This is a genomic window from Sphingosinicella sp. SM1-17, from assembly GCF_056821765.1.
This window is the reverse complement of the sequence record NZ_JBPDIO010000001.1, coordinates 3,207,474-3,232,773: the sequence shown is the minus strand read 5'-3', so window position 1 is coordinate 3,232,773 and position 25,300 is coordinate 3,207,474. Positions and strand designations below refer to the sequence as shown.

The window sequence follows — 25,300 nt, the reverse complement described above, 5'->3', positions numbered from 1 at the left end:
TCAGTCGTGGCCATGCTCCGGACGGGGCCGCCTGTTCGAGGAGGGCTGCAGGTCATCGATCATCAATCCTGCCGTCGCCTTGGCGCTGCCGACAACCCCGGGAATGCCCGCGCCGGGATGAGTGCCGGCACCGACGAAATAAAGGTTGCGGATCACGTCGTCGCGATTGTGGACTCGAAACCAGGCGCTTTGCGTCAGCAGCGGCTCCAGGCTGAAGGCGGAGCCGAGATGGGCCCCGAGATCCTGAGCGAAATCGGCGGGCGTGTAGTGGAACAGAACCTCGATCCGGTTGCGCAGCCCCGGCACGAGCCTGCGCTCGACGATCTCCAGGATCCTGTCGCGGTAGGCTGGACCCTCGATTCTCCAATCAACCGCAAGCTTGCCGAGATGGGGCACCGGCGCCAGAGCATAGAAGGTGGAGCAGTCCGGCGGGGCCATTTCGGGGTCGGTTGCCGTCGGATGATGGATATAGAGCGAAGGATCGTCGGCGAGGCGGCCGCGATCGTAGATGTCGCCGAGGAGGCCCTGATAGCGCGGGCCGAACAGGATGGTGTGATGCGGGACTTGCGGCTGTTTGCCGCGAACGCCGAAGTGCACCACGAACAGAGAGGGGGAGAAGCGCTTGCGGCGCAACCGGGCCGCACTTGTCGGGCCTCGGCGATGGCCCTCGATCAGTCCGTAGCTGTGAACCACGTCTCCGTTCGAAGCTACGGCATCGAACTCGCCACGCCACCCGCTCCGGCTCCGCACGGCAGTCACTCGCGGGCCGGCCGTTTCGATGGCCTCAACCGGATCGGACAGGCGAAGCTCGCCCCCCAGCCTCTGGAAGTGATCGACCATGCCGCGAACGAGCGCATTGGTGCCGCCGCGAGCGAACCACACGCCGCCATCCCGCTCGAGTTTGTGGATCAAGGCGTAGATGGCGCTCGTCGTCAGCGGATTCCCGCCGACAAGGAGGGTGTGGAACGAGAGCGCCTGGCGCAGCTTCTCGTTGCGAACGAAACCGGAGACGATCGAGTAGACCGAGCGCCATGCCTGATAGCGGGCAAGGTGCGGTGCCGCTCGAAGCATCGACCGGAAATCGAGAAACGGCACGGCCCCGAGCTTCTCATAACCTTCGCGATAAACACCGGCGGAATAATCGAGAAATCGGCGATAGCCTTCGACGTCGACCGGATCGAGACGTTCGATCTGCTCCGCCAGGAAGCGATCGTCATTCGAATAATCGAAGATGGTGCCGTCGGGCCAGGCGAGGCGGTAGAAGGGGCTTACCGGGACAAGATCGACGTCCTGCGCCAGGTCGGCCCCGGTCAACGCCCACAATTCCCTGAGGCAGTCGGGATCGGTGATGACGGTCGGGCCGGCATCGAACCTGTAGCCGTCCCTTTCCCAGAAATAGGCTCGACCGCCCGGCTTGTCCCGAGCTTCCACCACCGTCGTGGCAATCCCCGCCGATTGCAGTCGGATGGCAAGCGCCAGTCCGCCGAAGCCGGCGCCGATCACGGCCGCGCGTTTGGTCATGCCCACATGGCCGCAAGAGCTCTGGCGATCGGCACCGGAGGCTTGCCGCTGAGAATGCGAAGCTTGTCGGCAGCCGTTGATCGAGCCGCATAGAAGCGTTCGATCAGCGCCGAATCGAGCCGATAGAAATGCTGGAGCACGCGATAACGCTGGCTCGGCTCGGCGGCCCGGAACAGCATCCGATCGAGCATTCGGTAGAAGCCGCGCTCCTGCCAGCGGCGCTTCGCCTCGTCCCTGACAGTTCGATGCAGCGATCCGAAATCGGTCTGGCGGGCAATCAGCATGGCGGTGCGGACCGCGTCCGGAAGCGAATAGCCGGTCGTCGGGTGGAAGAAGCCGCCGCGCAGCCCAATCCGCGCCCGTCGCTCCTGAGCGGGCCAGAAGGCATCGAAATCACCCCCCATCGCTACCGGCAGAACGCCTGATTCCTCTTTTTCGACCCTGGCAGGATGCCAGCCCTGCGCTTCGGCATAAGCGTCCAGTCGGGCGCCGACAATGGAGGGGTCGAGAGCGACGTCGGTGGAATAATAAGTGTCTTCGATCAGAAGCCGGTCCTCGGCGAAAGGAAGGCAGTAGACGAACCGATAGCCGTCGATCTGCTCGACCGTCGCATCCATGACGATGGGCCGCTCAAGCCCGTGAGGGGCATTCAGCCGATATTCCCGACCGACGAATTTCTGCCAGCCGAGATCGAGCTTTTCCAGCCCGGTCGGCCCGCGGGCATCGATGTCGATCATCTCCTCCTCGCCGATCCGAACTCCGAGCCGATATTGGTCGGGGCGAAGCCTGTCCCGGACCAGCCGGTCCAGAAGCTCGGACCGCGCACTGTTGTAGCCGGTCGCAAGGGTGCGGCTTCGCTCAGGAAAACGAACCTCGTAGCCGTGCCAGCTCTTCGCGACGAACGGCTCGACAAGCCATCGATCCTCCGGTGCCAGGTCCGCGTCGAAGAACGACCAGATATGGTTTCCGCCGAACCTTTCGCCCTGTTCCAGCAGGATGAACGGGACCTCGGGACGCAATCTGGCGAGAGCAAGCGCGGTGAGACAGCCGGCAAGGCCGCCGCCCGCGATCACCAAGGGTGTGTTTCGTCCACCGCTCATCGCGCTCTCCTTACGCAGACCCAGCGGCTGGTGTAAGGGGCAGGCGTGACCTTGCTCGCCGCCATTCTCCTGTCGATCATCGCGATGACCCTGATCGTCGGCGTTCGCTACCTTGCCGTCAGCGGAGTCTTCGCCTGGCTGACGAGGCGGCGCTTTCCCAATCTTTATGCCGGGCTGGAGCCGCAGATCCGCAGCGAAATCGGCTGGTCGCTGGCGAGTGCCTTCATCTACGCAGCGCCGGCCGGACTACTCGCCTGGGGCTGGCAGGAGCATGGCTGGACCCGTGTCTATGCCGACATTTCGGAATATCCGACCTGGTGGCTGCCGGCTTCAGTGCTTGTCTACCTGTTGCTCCACGACGCCTGGTTCTACTGGACTCATCGTTGGATGCACCGGCCGAGACTGTTCCGGATCGCCCATGCCGTCCATCATGCCAGCCGCCCGCCCACCGCCTGGGCGGCGATGAGCTTCCATCCGGTCGAGGCGCTCACCGGAGCGGTGGTCATTCCGGCGCTGGTCCTGATCATTCCCATCCATGTCGGCGCCCTGTTCGTGGTGCTGACCGTCATGACGGTAATGGGTGTGACCAATCATATGGGCTGGGAGCTCTTTCCCCGAGCGATCGTCCAGGGACCGGCCGGGAAGTGGTTGATCACGGCAAGCCATCACCAGCGTCACCATCAGCAATATGGGTGCAATTATGGGCTTTATTTCCGTTTCTGGGATCGCTTGTGCGGCACTGATCGCGGTCTCGGTACCTTCGATCGCCCGAGCGGCCGAAGTCGAGGTTCAGGTGGAAGGACTCCGCAACCAACGCGGCATGGTGAGACTGTGCCTGACGCGCAATCCGGCGCACTTCCCGAGCTGTGACGGCGATCCGGCGGCCATCAAGAGGTCGGTTTCCAGCGCCCAGGCAGCGAGCATTCGACTCAACGGAGTGGGAGAGGGTGTCTATGCACTTTCCGTCATTCACGACGAGAACGGCAATGGGCGATTCGACCGGGTCATGGCGATCCCGCGGGAGGGATTCGGCTTTTCCCGCAATCCTCGGATTCGGATGGGGCCCCCGTCTTTCGATGAGGTCCGCTTCACCGTCGGCCCTTCTGGTGCCCGACAGACGATTCGAATGAAGTATCTGCTTTAGAAGCCTTTCTGCGCAGGCGAAAGCGGCGAGCCTCGCTTGGCCAGGTCGCGATCGCCTGTGGCAGGCCTGTTCGGCGGCCAGCCAGCCTTTTCCTTCACCAAGAAACTCTTCATAACCAGCCTCGAAGGGAGCGGGGGATTGCGAGAGGAGTCTTTTGCCTCGGGCGCCCATTCGGAGCTCGAACACGAGGCGGCGAGTGCATTTCCGCCGCTGCGGGTCCGTCTTGCGGGGCCGAGGGGTTTCTGTGCCGGCGTTCGCCGGGCGATCGCCGCCGTCGAGGAAGCGCTCACCCGCTACGGCGCTCCTGTCTATGTCCGCCGCCCCATCGTCCACAACCTGGCGGTCGTGCGCTCGCTCGAGGCCAAGGGCGCGATATTCGTCCAGGAACTGGACGAGGTGCCCGAAGGCGCGGTGGTCATCATGTCCGCTCATGGGATCGCCAGACGCGTCGCCGAGAGAGCGGACGAACGCGCGCTGAATTGGTTCGACGCCGTCTGTCCCTTGGTTGCCAAGGTGCATCGCGAAGTCAGCCGGCACCATGCCGACGGGCGGCACGTCATTCTGATCGGGCACGAAGGTCATCCCGAGATCGACGGAACGCTCGGCCAGCTTCCCGTTGGAGCGGCAAGCGTGGTTCGAAGCGCGGACGAGGTCATGGCTCTCGACCTGTCGGACACTCTCCCCGTCGCCTATGCGGTGCAGACGACTTATTCGGTTGAAGAAGCTTCTCACGTCGTGGCGGCGGTGATCGAGCGCTTCAGCGATGTGGCAGCGCCCGCGAGCAGCGACATCTGTTACGCCACCACCAACCGCCAGGCGGCGCTGCGCATTCTCGCGAAGGATGCCGATGCGGTGATCGTGGCTGGTGAACGTTTCTCTTCCAACGCCTGTCGCCTTGCCGAACTGGCCCGCGCCGCCGGCTGTGACCAGGTTCAGCTCGTGGCCGAGCCGCTCGACCTCGATCTGCAGGCGCTCGCCGGTGCGCGCACGATCGCCATCAGCGCCGCCGCGTCGACGCCCGAGGAAACGGTGACGGGAATCGTCCAGAGGCTCGGAACACGGTTCGACCTGGACGTCGAAGAAGCCGTTCATCTGGAGGAAAAGACCGTCTTCAAGCCACTGCGGCTCGCCTGAACTGCCGATTGGCGGAGTCAGACGACGCGCTGCAACTTCGGGATGATTGGGGCGAGTACCGGTTCAAGCGGATCGAGAACCGATGCCTTTTGGACAAGTTATGGCCTGGGATCCGGCGCTCGCGGAGCAGGCATGCTATAATGTGTTCGAGAGGGTCCGTGTGGGAATCGTGAGCCCGGGGTCGGTTTCGGCCTGATCTTGGTCGCCCGCGTCGGCGCGTTGCGGGGCCTCACACGGATCGGCTTGGCGCGAGAAGGCGCGAACACATGCAGGATTGGACATGACGGCAGCTTCGGCACTGAACGTTATCATCGTCGATGATCAGGGGCCCATGCGCTCGCTCCTTCAGCGGATCCTCGAAGGATTCGGGATCTCGAGCATCAAATGTACCGCGAGCCCGCTGGACGCGCTGGCTGCGGCGAGGTCAGGTCGAATCCACCTGATCATCTCGGATTACGCCATGCCGGAAATGGACGGCCTGGAGCTTCTGGCCAATGTCCGCAACGACCCGGGTACAAACAATCCCGCCTTCATCATGCTGAGCGGGTCGGGCGAACGCAAGATCGTGGAACGCGCGGTCCAACTCGGAGTTAGTGATTATCTGGTGAAGCCGTTCCGAGCAGCCGACTTGCGAGCCAAGATCCAGCGGCTCTTTGGCGAACTGGGCTGAAGCCGGCCTGCCGGGCACTCAAGGCAGCCTTCTTCCCCGGCATTTTCCCAATCAAGGGCGGTGAGCGGCGGTCCGAATCCCCTCAGCCGGGCATCAAGCCGCGCAATCGATCATCTCGCGCACCTTGGCTGCCATGTCGCGCTTGCGGTACGGCTTGGCGAGCAGACTGACGCTTTCTCCATTCGGCTGCACCGGAAGCTCCAGGCTGTCAGTATAGCCGCTCGCGTGAAGGACCTTCAGTCCTGGCGATCGGCTGAGGGCTTCCCTGGAGAGCTCGAATCCGTTCATCCCGCCCGGCATGACGACATCAGTGAAGAGCAGGTCGATCCGGGGATACTCGGCCAGGATCGACAGGGCCTCGGCGGCGTCAGCGGCCACCACAACCCGGTAACCCAGCTGCTCCAGCTGTCGTGCGGTGACCCTTCGCACTGCATCATTGTCCTCCACCAGGAGGATCATTTCGCCTTTGCCGAGGCTGATCGAACCTTCCTGATCGTCTTCGACAAGGTCCCTGAGATCGTCCTGGCACCTGGGCAGGTACAATTGTACCGAGGTTCCGCGCCCGATTTCGCTGGCTATGTGGACCTGCCCACCGGACTGACGGACGAAGCCATAGACCATGCTGAGACCCAGGCCGCTTCCTGCGCCGACGCCCTTGGTCGTGTAGAAGGGCTCAAAGGCTCGGCTGAGCGTCTCCGGCGACATTCCTTCGCCCGTGTCCTTGACGGTGATGACGACATAGGCACCCGGATCCAGTTCAAGGCCGCGCGGGAGCGGCTGGTCAGGCCCGGCGGCAAGGTTCGCGGTCTCGATGGCGATTTCGCCGCCATTGGGCATGGCGTCGCGAGCGTTGATGAGCAGGTTGAGCAGAGCGGCTTCGAGTTGCGCCGGATCGACCTTGGCAGACCAAAGGCCTTCCGAGAGCCGAAGCTCTATGTGCACCGCTCCTCCCAAGGTTCGTGCGGACAGCTTGCCTGTCGTCGTGACAAGCTCGTTGATATCCACCGTTGCGGGCGCCAGGGCTTGGCGCCGCGAGAAAGCCAGAAGTTGCTGATTGAGATCGCGTCCCCGCAGCGCTGCTGCGATGGCCTCCCTGACCGGCTCGGCGAGAGCTTCGTCGGCGAGATCCTCCTCGACCAAGTCGAGGTTCCCGATGATGACGGCCAGCAGATTGTTGAAATCATGGGCAAGCCCTCCCGTCAGCTGACCGACCACTTCCATCTTCTGCGCGTGCCGGATCGAATCCTCCAATTCACGCAATTCGGTGACGTCCCGAACAATCGCAAAGATCTGGGCGACCTCGCCGTCGTCAGTCCTGATCGGGGTGACCACGAAGTCGCACCATCTCGGCTGTTTCGTCGTCGTTGGGCAGAAGCCGGAAAATCGGGCGGTGTCGCCATTGCGGGCGCGGGCGACGGCGGAGCGAAGCTGTTGTCGGGTTTCTTCCGGCCAGAGGTCGTCCCAGGTCCGGCGATCGAGCCGGGCGGTGCGATCATAGCCCAGCATCGCCAGGAAGGCCGGATTGGCCTCGTCGAGCTGCCCCGACCGGCTGTCGAGCAGCAGGATCCCATCGGTCGCGTCCTCGAACAAGCGACCATAGCGAAGCTCGGACGTGCGCAGAGCCGTTTCCGCATGACGTCTCGCTTCGATCTCCTCGTGAAGCTCGCGGTTCTGCGCAAGCAAGGTTCTCTGAACCCGGCGCAGTTCGAGGTGCATCTTCACTCGAGCGAGCAACTCTTCGATTTGGAAGGGCTTTCCGACATAGTCCACGCCCCCGGCCGAGAAGGCGGCAACCTTGTCGTTGACGTCGGCAAGGGCGGTCATGAAGATCACCGGTATGTCGCGGATCTCGTCTTTGTCCTTAAGGCGCCGGCACGTCTCGAAACCATCAATGCCCGGCATCATGACGTCGAGCAGGATCAGGTCCGGTCGAACGAATTCGGCGCGCGCGATCGCTTCTTCCCCGCCCTGAGCCACAGCGATGTCGAAACCATGATCCTCGAGATGCTCGACGACCACCGCGAGATTCACGGGATTGTCGTCGACGATCAGGATCGTCTGGGCGGACCCTTCAGCCGGTATCTGGTTCATGACCGGGCGATCCATACGGGCTTCGCCGGCAGCCGCTGGGATTGTCCTCGCCTTCTCGGTCCGTCTGGGCGGGCCGGATTTCGGACACTGACCGGACCTTGTTTCAGTCTCGTCAGCCACTGATCGGAAGTGAGCAGATGCGGCATAGCATGAGCCGGTAGAGCTTCGCTGAAGAGGAAGCCTTGCATTTCCGTGCAAAGCTCATGCTGGAGGTATTTGAGCTGCTCTTCGGTTTCGACGCCTTCGGCGACGCAGTTCAGTCCAAGATTGCGCGCCAGGTTCAGGATCGCGTGGACGACCGTCGCCGTGGTAGAATGAGTCGCGAGGTCGCGCATGAAGGAGCGGTCGATCTTGATTCCGTCCAGTGGGAAGCGGCGAAGATAGGCGAGCGATGACCAGCCCGTTCCGAAATCGTCGACGGAAAGGGCGACGCCCAGAGCCTTCAGGTCACGCATCGTCGCCAGGGTGGTTTCGCTCTCGTCAAGGCTGAGGCTCTCCGTGAACTCAAGTTCGAGCCACTGCGGATCCAGGCCGGAGGCGGCGAGTGCCTTTGCGACCGTCTTGACGATGTCCCCCCGGTAGAATTGCTGCGCCGAGACATTCACGCCAATCCGGACTCGGGGGAGGCCCAGCCGTTGCCAATCGGCATTCTGATGGCACGCGGTCTTGAGCACCCAAGTCCCGACCTCGGTCATCATTCCGAGCTCTTCGAGAATCGGGATGAACTGCGCGGGGGCGATCACTCCCTCGGTCGGATGATTCCATCGCAGCAGCGCCTCAAGACCGACGACCGACCGGGTTTCAAGCGAAACCTGGGGCTGGTAGTGAAGTTCGAACTCGCCCCGCGACCAGGCGCCGCGCACGTCGTTGGAAAGCAGGTGCCAACGTTGCGCCGCCGCATTGAGTTCGGGCGTGAAGAAGCGCTCGGTGTTCCGCCCGCTTTCCTTGGCATGGTACATGGCAATGTCAGCGGCCCGAAGCAGCGCTCCGCCATCCTCCCCGTCTCCCGGGTAGAGGCTGATGCCGACGCTGCACCCGACGTGCAGATCGAGATCCCCGATCGTGAAGGGCTGGGCGAGCAGATCCCGGATCTTTTCGGCGACGACAGTGGGATGATGCTGGTCGTCGAGATCGGGAAGGATGATCACGAACTCGTCGCCGCCGATCCGGGCAGCCGTATCCGTGGAACGCAGCGCTGTCCGGAGGCGGTCGGCGACACCTTCGAGCAACTTGTCGCCGACATGATGTCCCAAGGAGTCGTTGATATGCTTGAAATGGTCGAGGTCGAGCATCAGCACCGCGGTTCTCGTCCCGCTTCGGCGGGCGTTGGCGAGGGCGACCTTCAGTCGGTCGGCGAGCAGGAGCCGGTTCGGTAGACCGGTGAGGGCATCATGATGCGCAACGTACCGAGCTCGGGCCTCTGCAGCCCTGCGGTCGCTTATGTTGCGGAAACTGAACTGCACGATTGGACTGCCGTCAGCTTCGTACCGGCTTCCGACCACCTCAACAGCGATGGGCGAACCGTCGCTGGCGTGGAGAATCCAGTCGTCATATTGCACGGAACCGAACTCGCGAACGTCGGCCAGACATGAATCGGTGGCGTCGATGCCCGCAAAACTGGGGAGATCTGCCAGAGGCCGCCCGACGAGCTCGCTTCGATCGCACCCGACCATGGCCAGGAACGCCGGATTTGCGTCCGTCACTTCTCCGGTGAGGCTCCCCAGGAGCAGAATCCCGTCTGTGGCCGTTTCGAACAGGCGCCGATATTGCAGTTCCGAGGCGCGCAACGCGACCTGAGCGGCTCGCCGCGCACTGATCTGGTTCTGGAGCTCGGCATTCTGCGCGGCCAGGCGCCGCTGCACCGTTCGAAGCTCGATATGGGTGCGCACCCGCGCCAGCAGTTCTTCGTTCTGGAAGGGCTTGCTGACATAATCGACACCGCCTGCTGCGAATGCCGCGACCTTGTCGTGAATGTCGTTCAGCGCGGTCATGAAGATGACCGGGATGGCACTGGTCACCGCACTCGACTTCAGACGCCTGCACGTCTCCAGCCCGTCCATGCCGGGCATCATGACGTCGAGCAGTATGAGGTCCGGCTGGACGAGTTCGGCACGCTTGATGGCTTCGGCGCCGCCCTGGGCAACGATGACTTCGAAGCCATGATCTTCGAGATGGTCGACGACGACCCCGAGGTTGAGGGGATTGTCGTCGACGATAAGGATGGTTCTCAGCGTTTGCGTGCCAATCATCGGGTTCATTCTTGTATGACCTGGATTCTATTATATTGGCTTTCGATCAGACTCAGGATCGTGGACGACTGATAAGTTTTCGCCAGCTGCTGGATCTTGTCGGCAAACGGCTGGAAGCGCTCATCCATGTCCTTCAGGTGATCGGCCTGCCTGCGGATCGCTTTCATGTTGCCGGAAAGCGCGATTTTCATCAGCGCGTCGATCTCTTCCCTTGGGATATCGACGGGTTCGTCGGCATCCGGGAGCGCCTCCGGACGGACGTCGTCATCGGTCTTGCTGACCCAATCGATATCGAGGTGTCGAACAAGCGCCTTCAGGAGATCGTCATTCTCGATCGGCTTGGTGAGGAAAGCGTTGGCTCCTGCGGCGATACTTCGAGCCTGGACGTCTTGGGTGGCGCTCGCGGAGACCACGATGATTGGAACCGATTTGAGAAGTTCCATTTCACGGATTTTTTCAGTCGCCTCGAACCCGTCCATGACCGGCATTCTGATGTCCATCAGAATGAGATCGGGATTCACCGCTTGGGCCTGCTCGACGCCTTCCAGCCCGTTTTCGGCGTGAACAGTGCGGAACCCGAGTTGCCCGAGCGAGTCGGCGAGGTAGGCGCGGTTTGCTGCCGTGTCGTCGACGACCAAGATGGTACGCGGTTTCCCGGAATAGCCGGTTATTCGGTCCGCGGCGGCGACGCTGACTTCCTCGCCGGCGGTTGCCAAAGGAAGTTCCAGGTCGAACCAGAAGCGACTGCCCTCGCCGAGCCGGCTGGATACCCGGATCGCGCTGTTCATCAGCCCGATCAGCTGACCACTGATGTTCAGTCCCAGCCCCGTTCCGGCCGCTCGCCGCTCCGCGTCGCCGACCTGCTCGAATCGCCGGAAAATGAACTCCAGCTCCTCCTCCGCCATGCCGACGCCGGTGTCGGCGACCGCGAACCGCAAAGTCGTGGTCGTGCTGCTTTGGGAAATCGGTTCGACTTCCAGCCGGACTTCTCCATAGCTGGTGAACTTGATCGCGTTTCCAAGCAGGTTGATGAGGACCTGGCGCAGCCTTTTTTCATCGGCGGTCACATAAGCGGGAAGGTCGTCCGGCAGGCAGCAGACAAAGCGAAGCCCTTTCTCTTCGGTTCGGACCCTCACCATGTCGGCGATGCCCTGAAGGAAAGCGCGCAAGCTGATCGGCGCCGGACACAGCTCGAACTTGCCGGCTTCGATCTTGGAAAGATCGAGGATGTCCGTAATCAACGTGAGCAGGTGGGATCCGCTCTGGTGGATGGTCCGAGCGGCCATAGCGTGTCGCTCGCCAAGATCGCCGTCGCGCTCAAGCAATTGAGCGTAGCCAAGAATCGCGTTCAGTGGCGTTCGAAGCTCGTGGCTCATATTGGCGAGGAATTCGGATTTCGCGCGACTTGCCGTCTCCGCAGCCGTCTTCGCGATCTGCAACTCCCGGCTCTGCCGTTCGACCTGTCCCAAGCGCTGCGCTTCGAAGGCCTGGTCCTTGAAGGTCTTGAGTGCCGTCACGACGGCACCAAGCTCGTCCTGTCGGGCAAGCGCCTCGATATCGATGTCGAAATCGCGGCCCGCGAGGCGAGTCGTCGCATCTGCGATGTTCTGAATGGAACGGACCGTTGCTCGCCCGAGCAGGAATGTGGCCAGCGCGATTCCCGGAATGGCCAGCAGAGCGAGAATGGTGAAGATCGTCACGACTGAAAGGACGTGCATGCGCACGGCCTCGGCGCGCCGGGCCGCCTCTGCCGTCCCATAATCCGCCAGCCCGCCTATCTCTGTCGAAAGCTGGTTCGCATTTTCGTGGAAGGGCTCCAGCATCATCGCAGCGCTGACGAAATTGACGCTGAGCATCGACGTGACCACGTCGACGGTGGCGGAATATTCGTCCACCTTGGCCTTGACCTGCCGTAGCCGAGCGAGATTGGCTCGACCGAGATCCGTGCTTTCCAACTGGACCAGCTCGCGGCCGATCCGATCCAGTTCCGTCCTGACTCCCTGGACATGAACGGAAAGGTCGTGCGCGCCGGGATTGGCGGCTTCATGAATGAAAAGCTTGGCGAGCTCGGCGTCTGCGGCGTCGAAGCGGGTGGCGATGTCCGAGATTTGCCCGGCTTCAGGCATCGCCGTGCCGACGATATAATCGGTATGTCCCTGGATGTTCCAAAGCGCGCCGATCTGGACGACCGCCATGACCAGCAGAAGCAGGATGGCAACCAGCGGCCCTAGGCCGAACTTCGCGATGAGCGGCCAGTCCGACAGTCGTCGAGCCCTGACTCGGAACCCCGCCGACGGCCCACCCGAGTCGAACATTTCCATCAGAAGCTCGTGCGCACCGTCGCCCAGAGGCGACGCTCGGCCGCAATGGGCGACAGGTCGACGGAGGCGGCATCGGTCAGATTCTCGCCGCTGAGTTCGAGCGTGATCTGTCTGTTGACCCTCAGTGCGAGTTTGGCGTCGATGGCAAGGCTATTCTCCAAAGGGACAAGTATGATGTTGCGGACCACCGCGAGAGGCTGCTCGACCGCGGATTTGTAGCGGGCGGCGATCGTGCCGAGCCAGGGCCCGCGCTCATAGCTGAGCTGTGCCTTGATTTTATGCTCCGGTGTTGAACGATCGAGCACGAGCGGGAGCTGGATCCCGCGATAGCGCTCGGCCGCAGTTTGGCGGCTATCGGTCCAGGTGTAGTTCACCTGCCAGGAAAGGCCGTTTTCGGCGCGTCGTGCCACCGAAGCATCGAAACCGAAGCTTCGGAAGCTTCCGACATTGTCGTAGCCGAAGAAGATGAAGGGGTAGCGCGGCGGGGTCGCCATTGGCGGCATTCGGCCCGCGGATGTGCTCATCAGGTTGGTTGTGCGATGGAAGAAGGCATTCACCTGCAAATCGATCCGCTCCGCCTCCAGCCGGTGCGACAATCCGGCCTCGCCGCTCCATACGATCGACGGCTCGATGGTCGGATTACCGGCGAGGACGACCGGAAATCTCCCGGCCGGGATCACGAAGCGTGAGCCCAGGGCGAACAGGGAAGGGGCCTGCAGGCCGCGCGCCGCGACGAGACGCACCGCCGTCGATTCGGTCAGAGCAACGTTAAGGGCCGTATTGAGGCTCCATTGCGTGATCGATCGATCGAAGTCGGCTTCGCTGAAGAAGGAAGGCTGATCGATTGGCCCTTCTTGTTTCAGCTGGAGGTGGTCGAGGCGGCCGGCGAGCGTGAAGGTCACTCCCGCGGCGAGAGCCGTTTCCCACATGCCGCTTGCCGCCAGGAGGTGGTAGCGAGTTTCTCCCGAAAAGCCTGGCTCCTGCCGAAAGTTGTTATTGCGGTACTCCGCGCTCACACGGAACGTATTGGAAGGCCCCGCCGGCACCAGGAGCGCGGACGAAAGCGCAGTCATGTCGCTGTGTATATGCAGCCGGTTTGGCGGGAAACCCAGTGGCGTCTCGATCGCGACGTGGTTCTGATAGGCCGTAGCCGACAGCACACCCCATCCGAGATCGTGGGTGATACGGCCCGAGAAGGCATGGAGCTTCTGCCGCGTCGAAGCGGTGAGGAGGACATGCACATATTCGGTGTTGCGCACTTCCGAATAATGGCCGCCCAGCATGGCTCGAGTCCGCGAACCAAGCTGACCGTGGATTTCGCCGCTGACCTGCCGCCGCCATGCATTGTCGACGGGCTCATCTTGAGGAGCGGGAACGGTCTCGCCGAGCGCGTCCAGCTCGTCCGAACGACTGAAGCCTGCAGATAGGCGAACGCCGATGCCGCTGCCGAGCGGCAAGGCAGCGCTTGCCGAAGCCCTGGCGTAGCCCTCGGTTCCGAGATCGCCGGACACAGTGACGTGACGGGTCGCGAGCGGATCCACCGTGATAATGTTGACGACGCCGGCAACAGCGTTGAAGCCGAACAGGGCACTGTTCGGTCCCATCACCACCTCGATCTGCTGGATCTCGTCGAGTTCCACGCCGATCGCCGCCCAGTTGGTCATTCCATAATGGTCGAGATAGACTTGTCGGCCGTTGACGAGGACGAGCAGCCGCGGATTGAAGGGCTGGACTCCGCCGCGGACGGCAACGTCCGACTGGCTCGCGGTCCAGCGCGCAACGTCGATGCTGGAATAGGCACGCAGGAGCCCCACGAGATCGCGAGCGGGCGCCCGCCTTATATCATCCTGAGTGATGATGATGAGCGCCGCAGGCGCTTCGGAGGCGCGCTGCGGCTGGCCGGTCACGCTGGTCGTAACTGGCTCGCCGAACAGATCCTGGAGCCGCTGATGTTCGATGCCCTGGCCGAAGGCGGGACCGGGAAGGGTCAGTGCCGCGGAAGACAGCAGCACCGCCGCCAATGGCGCTGGGCGCCCGACGAAAGAGTTGCGGCGCATCTTCAAACCTCCGTGATGAGCATGAGAAAGCTCGTATTGAACCTGAGATTGGCGGCTCGGGCGGCCGCCCTGCTGACGAAAATCTGCACCCTGCCGGCCGAGCTGATCGCCATCACGCACTGGCCGGACCTGGCGCAGCGAGGATCCGAGCTGACCGTCAGGATGGATCGCGGGCCGGTCGCCGCCGAGATCCGCGCATAGTTTGTGCCGCGCGTGACGAAGGCCACCCTTGCGCCATCGAGCAGTCTGAGGTTGCTTGCGGCGACCATTCTCGGCCTGAGGGTGACGGATCCGGCGCTGAGGCCGGAGCCGAGCGCCCGTTCAATGGCTTGTGCCTCGGCGACGGAAGCTTCGTTGCCCGGCTCGTAGACGATGGCGACCGTCACCGAACCGCCGAAGGGAGGAACGAGAAAGGAGACGGATCGGCCCAAAACCTGCACCAGATTGGCTGACCGCGGCGAGGCGGTCAGTTCGCAAGCGGAGGTCGGCGCCACCAGCACCGCCGAGGCCAAGAGCAGTCGAATGTTGGTCACGGCCTTCCCGCTCCGAGCTTGACGTCAACGGCAGAAGGCCTTGTGGCGCAGGAAAATCTAATTCGGCGTAGGACTTAACCTAGGTATATCTACCTAGGCGCCGGGGCCGGCCCTTGCCTCGATCGGGCGCTGGACGCAGCCCTTCCGGCCCTCGATCGGCGTCCTTTCGGGAGAGCTGTTGAGCGCCTGGCGCTGGCGTTCGGCAGTTCAGCAGACCTGACGGCATGATCTGAACTGGCCACGGAGGGCGGGGATGGTGCCGGGTGTCGGACTCGAACCGACGACCTACCGCTTACAAGGCGGTTGCTCTACCAGCTGAGCTAACCCGGCCAGGCGAATCCGCCTCCACATGGGCTAAGCGATGCCGAAGGTCCAGCCCTCGGTTAGGGCGAGTTCCGGAGTCAGTCCGACCGGATCGAACGCCTGCGGACCTTCGCTCGCCAGCGCGCGCATTCCGGCGGCCGTGACGAGAGCGTCGGTCTGGTGATCGTTGGGCTCGAAGCGCAGCCGAACCGGCGCACTTCCGAGGGCCTTGAGGGCTCGGTTGAGCTCGGTTCTCGATCTCAGCTTGGTTCCGGGCAGATCGGCTCGGCGCAGATAGATCCGAGTGTAGATTTCGACGACGACGCTTCCCCGTTCCGGAAGCGGATCCATCGGCCAGATCGCGACCTTGCCGCCGATCCGGTGGAGCAGGCGCATTCCGGAAAAGCTCGCCTTGGCAACCTGTGCGGCGCCGATTGCATCATAGGCGCTGGCCGTCTTTCGACCGCCCTGGGCGTTCAGCCGGGAATCGCATTGCCGAAAATGCATGAATCGTGATTTCACGCCGTCGCTGATGCCGAAATAGAAGTGACGGCGATGTACCCGTTCGAGAAAGCTCGCCGCACCGAGGTCCTCATCATCGGACTGCCGGTCGACATAGGCCCAGAATTCACGCGCCGTGGAGGGGATACCCGGCTCGCCGGGAAGATATTCGCCGCGCTCGGCAATCGGCGGAGCGAAGCTGAAGTCGAAGCCGAACAGGGTAGGGGTCTCTTCGGCGGCGGCGATCAGCCATTCGAGCACTTCGGTACGCGACCAGGCATGATCGGGGCGGATCAGCCGGGGCGGCCCCTGGCCGGCCTCCGCCACGGCAATGGCGATGCCCTTGTGACGGTGCCCCTTGGCACCCGACCAGTCGATCGCCGCGAAGCGGTGGAATTCAGGGACGTGGACCAAAGGCCGTCCGCTGCGCCTTGCTTGCCCGATCCCACCAGGCCCGGCCGATGACCGCTTCGATCCGATCCCGCGACGCGCTGCCGAAACGGACCAGCACCGCCGGCCAGCCGCTATAATGATCGGTTTCCCAGAAGACGTCCGGTTCCGTTTCGATCAGAAGTTCCTTTTCTGGAAGCGGAGCGGCAACGGCGAAGCTCCCCTTTTCCCGCCCTTGATAGACGAAGGCCTTGCCCCGGACCTTCACCGCCGGTCGCCCATAGGAGGTGGCAAGCTCGGCATCGGGCAGGGTGAGAGCGAAGGCGATCACGTCTTCCCAGCTCTCGATCGGCTTCATCGCAGCGCCGCCAGGACGTCGCGCGCGAAAGTGGAATGGTCGAATCCCATGCCGACCCGGTCGAAGCCGCGCCGGACGATCACCAGCTGGCGAGACGGGATGACGATGAGATACTGGCCACGATTGCCGTTGGCGGAAAAGGCGTCCGGCGGAAGCCCGTCGCCTTCTGAAAAGGTCCACCAGGTTGCGCCATAGCCGTCGCCGTTCGCGGGCCGGGCAGGGCCGTTACGGCGGACATAGTCAATCCACCCGGCGGGTAGGATCCGCTCTCCGTTCCACACGCCGTCATTGAGGTACAGAAGGCCCAGGCGCGCAAGATCCCGGGCCGTGGTCCAGACTTGGCTCGACATGATGAAATACCCTTGCCAGTCGGTCTCCGGAACCGTTCGAGTCATCCCGATCTTCCAGAGAAGGGCGCGAAAGGGGAACAGCCGGGACTCCTGGCCGTCACCCAGCCGATGCTGCAGGGCTCGCACCGCAAGAACGGTGTCGTTGTTGGAATAGCGAAAGCGCGTGTTCGGCGGTGCCACGACCGGCCAGCTCGCCGCCTCTTCGCTGACCGAAACCCCTCCGAAATAGAGGGCGTCGGTACGGTTGCCGGGATAGTCGCTGTGAAGTCCGCTCGCCATGCGCAGAAGATGGTCGAAGGTGATTTCCTGGCGTGGATCGCCGGCGCGCTGCCATTCGGGGACGGGGGCCGGCTCGTCGATCCTGACGACCCCCTGCTGGACGGCCGCGCCGATCACCGTTCCGGCGATGCTCTTCGCCACCGACCAGGTGCGCTGCGACGTGTGCCTGTCGAAATCGGGCCGGTAGCGCTCGGCGACAATGCGGCCGTTCTGGACGATCAGGACGGCCGTCGTCTCGCTTCCCTGGCCGTAGGTCCGGCGATCGAAGGCCTTGGCAACCGCCCGCTCAAGCGCTCGCGCATCGCCGTCGGGCCGTCCGGTGCCGTGGCGGTCGCCGGTCGGCCAATCGCGCTCGTCATCGATCGCGCTCGGCCGCTCGACTTCGAGACGCGGGACCAGAGCCGCCGTCTCGGGGCGCGCGCCGATCGGCAGTTGCGCGCAGCCGAGATGCGGGCGCCAAACCGCGACGCGCGGCGGCATGTTGTCGGCATAGGCCACCGAAACTTGGCGGGCGGACTCGTCTACCTCCGCGCGAAGCGTCGGAAAGATCGGGTTCAGCTCGGAATAGGTCCCTTGAAGATCGTCCTGTGCCGTCCGTTCGGGGCTGATGCCGGCGTTGAACAGGTTCGAGCAGACGAAGGCCGCCTTGTAGCCGGCGGCGAGCGCGCGGACATATTCCGGCGCATTCTGCTGCGCCGAGACCGGAGGCATCGCGAGCAGCGCCGCCGCGGCCGCGGCCGCCCAGCTAAGACTTCCTCTTCGCACGCTGCTCCTCCCACCAGGCGATCCGCTCGGCAATCCGCTTTTCGAAGCCACGATCGCTGGGCGCATAGAAAGTCTGCGGCTCCATCTCCTCCGGCCAGTAATCGTCGCCGGAAAAGCCGCCTTCCGAGTCATGGTCATATTGGTAGCCCTTGCCGTAGCCGATCTGCTTCATCAGCTGTGTCGGAGCGTTGAGAATGTTCCTGGGCGGCATCAACGAGCCGGTATCTCGCGCCGAGCGCCAGGCGGCCTTCTGAGCCGTGTAGACCGAGTTCGATTTTGGTGCCGTGGCGAGATAGAGGCAGGCTTGGGCGATCGCCAGCTCGCCCTCCGGGCTGCCGAGGAAGTCGTAGCTATCCTTGGCGGCGATGCACTGGACGAGCGCGTTGGGATCGGCGAGTCCGATATCCTCCACCGCGGCCCGGGTCAGCCGCCGAAGAACGTAAAGCGGTTCCTCCCCCGCGACCAGCATCCGGGCGAGGTAGTAAAGCGCCGCCTGCGGGTCGGAGCCGCGGATCGACTTGTGGAGCGCCGAGATCAGATTGTAGTGACCTTCGCGATCCTTGTCGTAGACGGCGACTCGCCGGTGGAGCAGCGATGCCAGGCCAGCGGAATCGAGCGGATCCGGCAGATCGACCGAATAGAGAGTTTCGGCTTGATTGAGCAGGAACCGGCCGTCACCGTCGGCGGTGGCGACGAGCGCGTCGCGTGCCTCTGGAGTGAGCGGGAGCGGGCGGCCGACCAGGGCTTCGGCGCGATCGAGCAGCTTGCCCAGGGCCGAAGGATCGAGCCGGTTCAGGATCAGTACCTGGGCTCGAGACAGGAGCGCGGCATTGAGTTCGAAGCTGGGATTCTCGGTGGTGGCTCCGACCAGACCGACAGTTCCGTCCTCCACATAGGGCAGGAAGCCATCCTGCTGGGCGCGATTGAACCGATGAATCTCGTCCACGAAGAGCAAGGTTTGTCGGCCGGTGCGGGCGAAGTCGCGCGCCTCTGCGAAAACCTTCTTGAGCTCGGCGACGCCCGAGAAAACGGCCGAGATGGCGACGAAGCGCATCCCAACCGCATCGGCAAGCAAGCGGGCGATGGTCGTCTTGCCTGTGCCGGGTGGTCCCCAGAGGATCATTGAGGCGAGCTTGCCTGCAGCGACCATTCGGCCGATTGCGCCCTCGGGCCCGGTGAGATGCTCCTGGCCAACCACATCCTCGAGCCGCTGCGGCCTCAGGCGGTCGGCGAGGGGCGCATTTTCGGACGGCGGCAGGTTCGCCGGTTTGGGAGGTGGGTCGTTCGCGAACAGGTCGGCCACGCCGGCCGACTAGCCTATTTCCTGCGCCTTCGCACCTAGAGCCGGATTTTGGCGTAAGCGATGGTGGAGTCTGGCGAATATTGCGGACGAGACAAAGGCGGTCTTGCGCGAAGAAGCGGGCCGGCGCTTGCCGGAAGGCCGCTGCGCGTTCCGACGACCATCAATTCGATGGGATCAGAGCCGCCGATTGCGAGTCTGAGGAGAGCGCCGTCGCAGCTTCGGCCGACGCAGCGAAGCAGGTAGCGATCCTTTGGCCTGCCCGGTCCGAACCGCTGGATGAAGCCGGGAACCCCGGCACTGTGCAGCCTCGATTCGGCGGGTGCGATCAGGACGACGCTTTCGGCCCCGTTGCTACTGAGTCTCAAGGTGAGATGCCGTTCTCCCTCGAGCCTCTGCTCTTGAACAAGCTGGACCGATGGCGCGCTTATCGGAGTCGCTGGCGCGGGCGCTGCCGGGCGCCGCCGGCTGGAGTAGGGCAGTTCGGTTTCGCGCCATTCGCCTTGATAGGGAATGGGTCCGCCGTCGCTGTTCACGACCCATTGAGCACGGCGGGTATCCGCATCCCAGGCATAGTCGAGCGAAAAGAGCCGTTGCCGATCCTCGCTATAGGCAGGAGCGAGCGCAACTGCGGTCCACGCAATCAGGAAAAGGTCGCAAGCGCCTGCCAGGGCGAAGCCGCGCGGCACCCGCTCGAGGAGGGGCTTCAACTCGATCAGCGCCGGCAGCAGGATCGTCGCGCCGATCGGGCCGAACATCCAGTGCGGCCCGTTGCTCATCAGCTCTTCGAACAAGGCGAGCGACGGGCCGAGAGTGAGATAGAGGAGCATGCTGGCGATGACGGCTCCGGCGCGTTCCGATCCGGCCCAGCGGCGCTCGGCCTCCATGCCGATCGCGGCGACCAGGGGCGGGAACAGGAAATAGATTATGGCACCGGGAGCGAGGATGGCGATGCCCGCGCCGGTCAGCAGGAACAGCAGCCAGAATCCGCGGCGCAGCCGCTCCAGCTCGAGATTGTGCGCGACCAGCAGCAGCGCGAGCAGGCCTGCCGCCACTGCCGAGCCATAGACCGCGAGGTTGGTGACCCAGGGATAGCCGCGCCAATAGTCGCCATCCCGGATCAGGCCGAGCAGCGACTGGCCTGCCCAACCTAGCAGTGCCGAGCCGATGATCGCCGTTCCGATCGCGAGCAGCGGCCGGCCCAGCGCGCGGCGGCGCCAGCCCTGCAACAGGAAGAAGATCAGAAGCAAGCCCAGCAGGACGAGTCCAAACGTCCTGGGCAGCACGACGAGCTCGCGGCCGAGAAGGTCCGCATAGAGCCGCTCGCCCGTCGCGTTTACCGGCTGGCCGGCGGCGAGGCTCAGAGTCGTCGCGAACGCCTGATCACCCATATGCTGGAGGCTCCGCCGATCGAGAGCCGAGAGGTCGTCGCCCATGCTGTGGTAGCGGGTCTCGTTGCCGATGATCGCGAAGTTCAGGATCGTCCAGTCCCGTGCCTCGAACACCGCCACGTCGGTGGAATTGGGAATGAGTCGGTAGAGGTCGGTGGTCATCGAGTTGGCCACCGGGCGGTCCACCGATCGGGAGAAATGAGCGATGGCGGGGCCGTTGGGGCGGCTGGTTTCGAACATCGTCGCCGGACCGGTGACCCCGCGCGCCTCGAAGTTCAGGAGCGAATCCACGCGAGGCGCAACCGTATCGCGTGCCAGAAAGGCGCGGGCGCCGATCAGCCCCATCTCCTCGCCTTCGTTGAAGAGGAAGGTGACCGGCCGATCCAGTTCTCGGCCTCGAAGCAGCGACGCCGTTTCCAGCAACGTCGCGACGGCAATCCCGGCATCGGCGGCGCCGGGTCCGGCGAAGGTGCTGTCATAATGGGCTGACAGCAGGAGGTGGCGACCTTCCGAAGGGCCGATCGTCGCGACGAGGTTGCGGACCCGGGCGCAGGCGACGGCTCGGGAGCGGGTGAAGCCGTTGCAGGCGAAATCGTCAGTGACTCGTGGCTCGAGGCCCGCCGCCCGCATTTCCGCGATCAGCCGCTCCCGGACGCCGTCGCTGGCGTCGCTGTCCACCGGATGCGGACGCTCGTCGCCAAGCACCCGTTGAAGTCTTGCGGCGGCACGATTGGCGTCGAATCGATCGGCTGAAGGCGCTTCGGGCGGAGTGGGCAGGGGAACCAGGGCCCCTTTCAGGCCCATTGCCGCGAGCAGCAGCACGATTGCTGCAGTCAGTATCGCTCCCGCTCGTGCCACGCCCCCTCCTTGCGCTGCGGCCGAGGCATTCCATATCGCTTGGAACGCGAGCATGCGATAGCGGCGTGGCGCGCTTCAGTCGGAGAATTCGAGATGGGTTATCGGGTCGTGGTGGTCGGTGCGACCGGGAATGTCGGTCGCGAAATGCTGAACATTCTCGCCGAGCGCGAATTCCCGGTCGATGAAGTGGCCGCCGTTGCGTCGCCGCGATCGACCGGCGATGTCATCGATTTCGGCGACAGCGGCCGTGAACTCCGCGTCAAGAATATCGAGCATTTCGATTTCGCCGGCTGGGACATGGCCTTGTTCGCCGCCGGGTCCGAAGTCTCCAGGGTCTATGCGCCGAAGGCCGCGGCGGCCGGGTGCACGGTGATCGACAACAGCTCGCTGTTCCGGATGGATCCCGACGTTCCGCTGATCGTGCCCGAGGTAAACCCGGAGGCCATCGACCTTTATCGCCGCAAGAACATCATCGCGAACCCGAACTGCTCGACCGCCCAGATGGTCGTCGCCCTCAAGCCGCTTCACGACTATGCCAGAATCAAGCGGGTCGTGGTCGCCACTTATCAGTCCGTTTCCGGTGCCGGAAAGGCGGGCATGGACGAGCTTTTCGAGCAGAGCCGGAACATCTTCGTCGGAGATCCGAACGAGCCGGTGAACTTCAGCAAGCAGATCGCCTTCAACGTCATTCCTCATATCGACGTCTTCCTCGACGACGGATCGACCAAGGAGGAATGGAAGATGGTCGTCGAGACCAAGAAGATCCTCGATCCCTCGGTCAAGGTGACGGCAACCTGTGTCCGAGTACCGGTTTTCGTCGGCCACAGCGAGGCCATCCATGTCGAGTTCGAGAGCGAGATTTCGGCGAAGAAGGCGCAGTCCATCCTCCGCGAAGCACCCGGCGTGATGCTGGTCGATAAGCGCGAGGCCGGCGGCTACGTGACTCCGGTCGAGTGCGTCGGCGAGTATGCCACTTATGTCAGCCGCGTTCGCGAGGATCCGACCGTCGAGAACGGCCTGGCGCTCTGGTGCGTTTCCGACAATCTTCGCAAGGGCGCCGCTCTGAATGCCGTCCAGATTGCCGAGCTGCTCGGCCGAAGACACCTACAGAAGGCCGCCTAGAAACCGCTTCTGGCCCTCAGCTCGGCCCTGGCCGCTTCATATTGGGCGGCCAGCCGAGCGACATAGTCGCCGGCGGGCAGGATCTCGTCGATCGCGCCGATGCCCTGGCCCGATCCCCAGATATCGCGCCACGCCTTGGCCTTCGAGGTGCCGGTACCGAAGTCCATCGTCGTGACGTCGCCCTCCGGGAGATTGTCCGGATCCAGGCCCGCGGCGACAATCGATCTTTTCAGATAATTGCCGTGGACGCCGGTGAAGAGGCTGGAATAGACGATGTCGTCGGCGCGGGCTTCGACGATGCCCTGCTTGTAGTCGGCCTCGGCATTGGCCTCGATCGTGGCGATGAACGGCGAACCGATATAGGCCAGGTCTGCACCCATGGCCTGGGCGGCCAACACCGCTCGGCCGGTAGCGATGGCGCCGGACAGGATCAGTGGCCCGTCGAACCATTCGCGAATTTCCTGAATGAGGGCGAAGGGCGACAGCCGTCCGGCATGGCCGCCCGCGCCGGCCGCGACGGCGATGAGACCATCGGCGCCCTTCTCGATCGCTTTGCGGGCGAACCGGTCATTGATCACGTCGTGCAGGGTGATTCCGCCCCATCCGTGCACCGCCTGATTGACTTCGACGATCGCGCCCAGCGACGTGATGACGATGGGCACCTTCCATTTGGCGCAGGTCGCCATGTCCTCCTGGAGGCGGGCGTTGGAGCGGTGGACGATCTGGTTGACGGCAAAGGGCGCCGCGGGTCGGTCCGGATTCTGCCGGTCCCAAGCGGCGAGTTCCTCGGTGATCCGATGCAGCCATTCGTCGAGGAGCGACTGCGGCCGAGCATTGAGCGCGGGGAAGGAGCCGACGATGCCCGCCTTGCACTGGGCGATAACAAGGTCGGGATTGGAGACGATGAAAAGCGGCGCTCCGATGACGGGCAAGCGGAGGCGATCGAACGAGGAAGGCAGTGTCATGATCTCGGCTTAACGGCTCCCCGCCACCTGGCAAGTTCCATTAGAATAAACAGGCAAAAACATGGTGTTAGGAGCTACTCTTAAGTCCATTCCGAGAAGGACTCTGAGGCAGTCGCGACGAACGCCCCGAAATCCGGGGGCAGCGCCGGCATCAGCCGAGGCTGGAGTCAGAAGCGCGTGGAAGCGGTGAAGGAAATGCGGGGGTCGGGCCTCTCGCCAAACGCTCCGTCACGCAGCGGGACGCCGATCTCGAGGCCAGCTTCGATGCGAGGATCGAGCGTGACTCGCAGGCCCCCTCCGGCGGAGGCGAGGGTACCGCCGCCTCGGCCGCCGTCCAGATTGCTCACTCGACCAGCGTCACCATAGATGTAGAGCTGGGCTCGCCTCAGCGGCTTCGGCAGTCCACGAAGGTCGAAGCGCAATTCGGCAAAGCCCGCCGCTCCGCGGTCGCCGGCGAACTCGCGATAGTCATAGCCGCGAAGGAAGCTTCGGCCGCCGAGGCCGATCTCCTCGCTGGCTAGCAGGGGACGCGACGCGAGTTGGCCTTCCATGCCGACGTGTAGGCTGAAATCGCTTCCAAGCGGGCGCGAATAATCGGCCCAGACCGTCAGTTTGGTGAAGACTCCATCGCCGTCTCTGCGGGACGCCAACGGCTCACTCCCTCGAGTGGCGTCGAACAGGTCGAACCCCTGAACGGCCGCGATTCGCACTCGGCTCGTGCCTTCGGCCAAGCGCGAAACCCCGAACAGGATCGCTGTGGCGGTGACGATACGATCCTTTCGAATTTCCCGATCTTGCCGGGTGAGATTGCTGTCGCGCACTCCGAAATAGATGTGGCTCCACAGGCTTGCGGCCCGGCTGCGGATGATCGGATGCGAAAAACCGACTTCGACGTCAGCACTGTTGCCTTCGATGTCGCGGTCGCGAAGCGTGGCGCCTGCGCGGGAATGGGACAGATAGCCGCGGAGCGATGCGATTGTGCCCTGATCACCCACCGGGTGTGAATATCCCACCTGCACCATCTGGAACTCGCCGGGATCGGCCGGCGTCAGGACTCCGCCGATGCTGAACGCATCGCCAAATCCCAGGACCGAATTGACGTCGACAGCCATCCGAGCGCGCCATGGCCCGATCGCGGACGTCCCCCAATTGTCCAGGGAAGCTCGACCTATCACTCTCTCAAGCGCCGAATCCACGCGCAGCACATTGCGCCCGCCGCTCCGTGCCAGACGAGCGCGGCCGAGGGAGACTCCGGCTCTGTCGCCAGCGAGCAGAAGCTGGCGCTCGAGCTCGGCCGTCCGCACCGGAGTGCCATCGGTGAGGCGGGCAAGCATTCGCTCCACCGCGGGGGCGGCTGGGCCGGTGGCCTGCACCTCGTCGATCCGGCCCTCGTCGATGCGGACTCGCAACACGCCATTGCTGACGTTCTGGCGGGGGATCCAGGCCGTGGAAAGACCGTAACCGGCTCCACGGGCCACGTCGGCCACCGCGCGAGCGAGTGCCCGAAGATCGGAAGGTGAAAGCGGCCGGCCGAGAAAGGGTTCGATCGCTGAAGCGAAGGCGGCCGGTGGCAAAGCGTCAGCCCCCTCGACACGAATCGCACCAGCGACGAACAGCTGGTTCGACGCGGTGGCCTCGAGTTCCTCCGCCGTGACTTCAGTCCGACCCAGATCCTGGGACGGATAGACCCCGTCCTCGCGCTCCTCCTGGACGATGACCGCTGCGTCGCTGCGATCCTCGGGAGTCGGAACTTGGGAGGCCAAGGTCGTCCATGGCGTCAGCAGCGCCGTAGCGGCCAGCACGCACTTGCCCCAACCGGCTCCGCTGATCCGACGCGACCTCATCGGCTGCCTCATACTCCAGGCCGGTAAACATTCTCTTGTGCATGCAGCGAATTA

Annotated in this window: 19 protein-coding genes and 1 tRNA gene; 5 read left to right on the top strand and 15 right to left on the bottom strand. The window is 63.8% G+C overall.

Features of this window, described 5'->3' with window-relative positions:
- Both ACRYLT_RS16245 and crtY read right to left on the bottom strand, forming a co-directional pair.
- Entirely contained in the window at nucleotides 1–1,521 is a 1,521-nt protein-coding gene (locus ACRYLT_RS16245; protein WP_482665119.1) for a phytoene desaturase, read from the bottom strand.
- Nucleotides 1,518–2,621 (bottom strand): lycopene beta-cyclase CrtY, encoded by a 1,104-nt coding sequence (crtY, locus tag ACRYLT_RS16240; RefSeq protein ID WP_482665118.1) that lies wholly within the window; start codon nucleotides 2,619–2,621, stop codon nucleotides 1,518–1,520. The genes ACRYLT_RS16245 and crtY overlap by 4 nt, the downstream gene beginning before the upstream one ends.
- Nucleotides 2,622–2,672: 51 nt before the next feature.
- Here crtY and ACRYLT_RS16235 point away from each other — a divergent pair, with 51 nt between their 5' ends.
- From ACRYLT_RS16235 to ACRYLT_RS16220, 4 genes are all read left to right on the top strand, one after another.
- The gene (locus ACRYLT_RS16235; protein ID WP_482665468.1) at nucleotides 2,673–3,491 is read left to right on the top strand and encodes a sterol desaturase family protein; all 819 of its coding nucleotides are present in this window, start codon (nucleotides 2,673–2,675) and stop codon (nucleotides 3,489–3,491) included.
- Nucleotides 3,442–3,765, top strand: a complete 324-nt coding sequence (locus ACRYLT_RS16230; RefSeq protein WP_482665117.1) for a DUF2141 domain-containing protein — start codon at nucleotides 3,442–3,444, stop codon at nucleotides 3,763–3,765. The genes ACRYLT_RS16235 and ACRYLT_RS16230 overlap by 50 nt, the downstream gene beginning before the upstream one ends.
- A gap of 138 nt (nucleotides 3,766–3,903) precedes the next feature.
- Entirely contained in the window at nucleotides 3,904–4,899 is a 996-nt protein-coding gene (gene ispH, locus ACRYLT_RS16225) for a 4-hydroxy-3-methylbut-2-enyl diphosphate reductase (protein WP_482665116.1), read from the top strand.
- A gap of 280 nt (nucleotides 4,900–5,179) precedes the next feature.
- Nucleotides 5,180–5,569 carry a response regulator gene (locus ACRYLT_RS16220; protein ID WP_482665115.1) on the top strand — a complete coding sequence of 130 codons (390 nt, stop codon included), beginning with the start codon at nucleotides 5,180–5,182 and terminating at the stop codon, nucleotides 5,567–5,569.
- Between the two features lie 93 nt (nucleotides 5,570–5,662).
- Here ACRYLT_RS16220 and ACRYLT_RS16215 read toward each other — a convergent pair whose 3' ends face one another.
- The 11 genes from ACRYLT_RS16215 to ACRYLT_RS16165 all read right to left on the bottom strand — a co-directional run bounded on the left by ACRYLT_RS16215 (nucleotide 5,663) and on the right by ACRYLT_RS16165 (nucleotide 21,315).
- Nucleotides 5,663–7,660 (bottom strand): response regulator, encoded by a 1,998-nt coding sequence (locus ACRYLT_RS16215; protein WP_482665114.1) that lies wholly within the window; start codon nucleotides 7,658–7,660, stop codon nucleotides 5,663–5,665.
- Nucleotides 7,657–9,909: a two-component system response regulator gene (locus ACRYLT_RS16210; protein ID WP_482665113.1), complete on the bottom strand. Its 2,253-nt coding sequence runs from the start codon at nucleotides 9,907–9,909 to the stop codon at nucleotides 7,657–7,659. The genes ACRYLT_RS16215 and ACRYLT_RS16210 overlap by 4 nt, the downstream gene beginning before the upstream one ends.
- A 5-nt stretch (nucleotides 9,910–9,914) precedes the next feature.
- Entirely contained in the window at nucleotides 9,915–12,230 is a 2,316-nt protein-coding gene (locus ACRYLT_RS16205) for a response regulator (RefSeq protein WP_482665112.1), read from the bottom strand.
- A complete protein-coding gene (locus ACRYLT_RS16200) occupies nucleotides 12,230–14,287 on the bottom strand; it encodes a TonB-dependent receptor plug domain-containing protein (protein ID WP_482665111.1) in 2,058 nt (685 codons plus the stop codon). The genes ACRYLT_RS16205 and ACRYLT_RS16200 overlap by 1 nt, the downstream gene beginning before the upstream one ends.
- 2 nt (nucleotides 14,288–14,289) lie before the next feature.
- A complete protein-coding gene (locus ACRYLT_RS16195) occupies nucleotides 14,290–14,820 on the bottom strand; it encodes a YfiR/HmsC family protein (protein ID WP_482665110.1) in 531 nt (176 codons plus the stop codon).
- A 254-nt stretch (nucleotides 14,821–15,074) separates the two neighbouring features.
- Nucleotides 15,075–15,150 (bottom strand) — tRNA-Thr (locus ACRYLT_RS16190).
- Between the two features lie 24 nt (nucleotides 15,151–15,174).
- Complete coding sequence (locus tag ACRYLT_RS16185) at nucleotides 15,175–16,038, bottom strand: hypothetical protein (protein WP_482665109.1); 864 nt, start codon at nucleotides 16,036–16,038, stop codon at nucleotides 15,175–15,177.
- Nucleotides 16,022–16,372 (bottom strand): MmcQ/YjbR family DNA-binding protein, encoded by a 351-nt coding sequence (locus ACRYLT_RS16180; protein WP_482665108.1) that lies wholly within the window; start codon nucleotides 16,370–16,372, stop codon nucleotides 16,022–16,024. The genes ACRYLT_RS16185 and ACRYLT_RS16180 overlap by 17 nt, the downstream gene beginning before the upstream one ends.
- Entirely contained in the window at nucleotides 16,369–17,766 is a 1,398-nt protein-coding gene (locus ACRYLT_RS16175) for a serine hydrolase domain-containing protein (RefSeq protein WP_482665107.1), read from the bottom strand. Before ACRYLT_RS16175 ends, ACRYLT_RS16180 begins: the two co-directional genes overlap by 4 nt.
- Nucleotides 17,747–19,069, bottom strand: coding sequence for a replication-associated recombination protein A (locus tag ACRYLT_RS16170; protein WP_482665106.1), 1,323 nt, complete (start codon nucleotides 19,067–19,069; stop codon nucleotides 17,747–17,749). The genes ACRYLT_RS16175 and ACRYLT_RS16170 overlap by 20 nt, the downstream gene beginning before the upstream one ends.
- Before the next feature lie 35 nt (nucleotides 19,070–19,104).
- Nucleotides 19,105–21,315, bottom strand: a complete 2,211-nt coding sequence (locus ACRYLT_RS16165) for a M28 family peptidase (protein WP_482665105.1) — start codon at nucleotides 21,313–21,315, stop codon at nucleotides 19,105–19,107.
- A gap of 93 nt (nucleotides 21,316–21,408) precedes the next feature.
- Between ACRYLT_RS16165 and ACRYLT_RS16160 the strand changes: the two genes are divergently transcribed.
- The gene (locus ACRYLT_RS16160; RefSeq protein WP_482665104.1) at nucleotides 21,409–22,437 is read left to right on the top strand and encodes an aspartate-semialdehyde dehydrogenase; all 1,029 of its coding nucleotides are present in this window, start codon (nucleotides 21,409–21,411) and stop codon (nucleotides 22,435–22,437) included.
- On the opposite strand, the gene ACRYLT_RS16155 is transcribed toward ACRYLT_RS16160, so the two are convergent.
- Nucleotides 22,434–23,402 carry an NAD(P)H-dependent flavin oxidoreductase gene (locus ACRYLT_RS16155; RefSeq protein ID WP_482665103.1) on the bottom strand — a complete coding sequence of 323 codons (969 nt, stop codon included), beginning with the start codon at nucleotides 23,400–23,402 and terminating at the stop codon, nucleotides 22,434–22,436. The two genes, ACRYLT_RS16160 and ACRYLT_RS16155, sit on opposite strands and share 4 nt — an antisense overlap.
- 167 nt (nucleotides 23,403–23,569) lie before the next feature.
- Entirely contained in the window at nucleotides 23,570–25,246 is a 1,677-nt protein-coding gene (locus tag ACRYLT_RS16150) for a ShlB/FhaC/HecB family hemolysin secretion/activation protein (RefSeq protein WP_482665102.1), read from the bottom strand.
- Nucleotides 25,247–25,300: the final 54 nt, after the last annotated feature.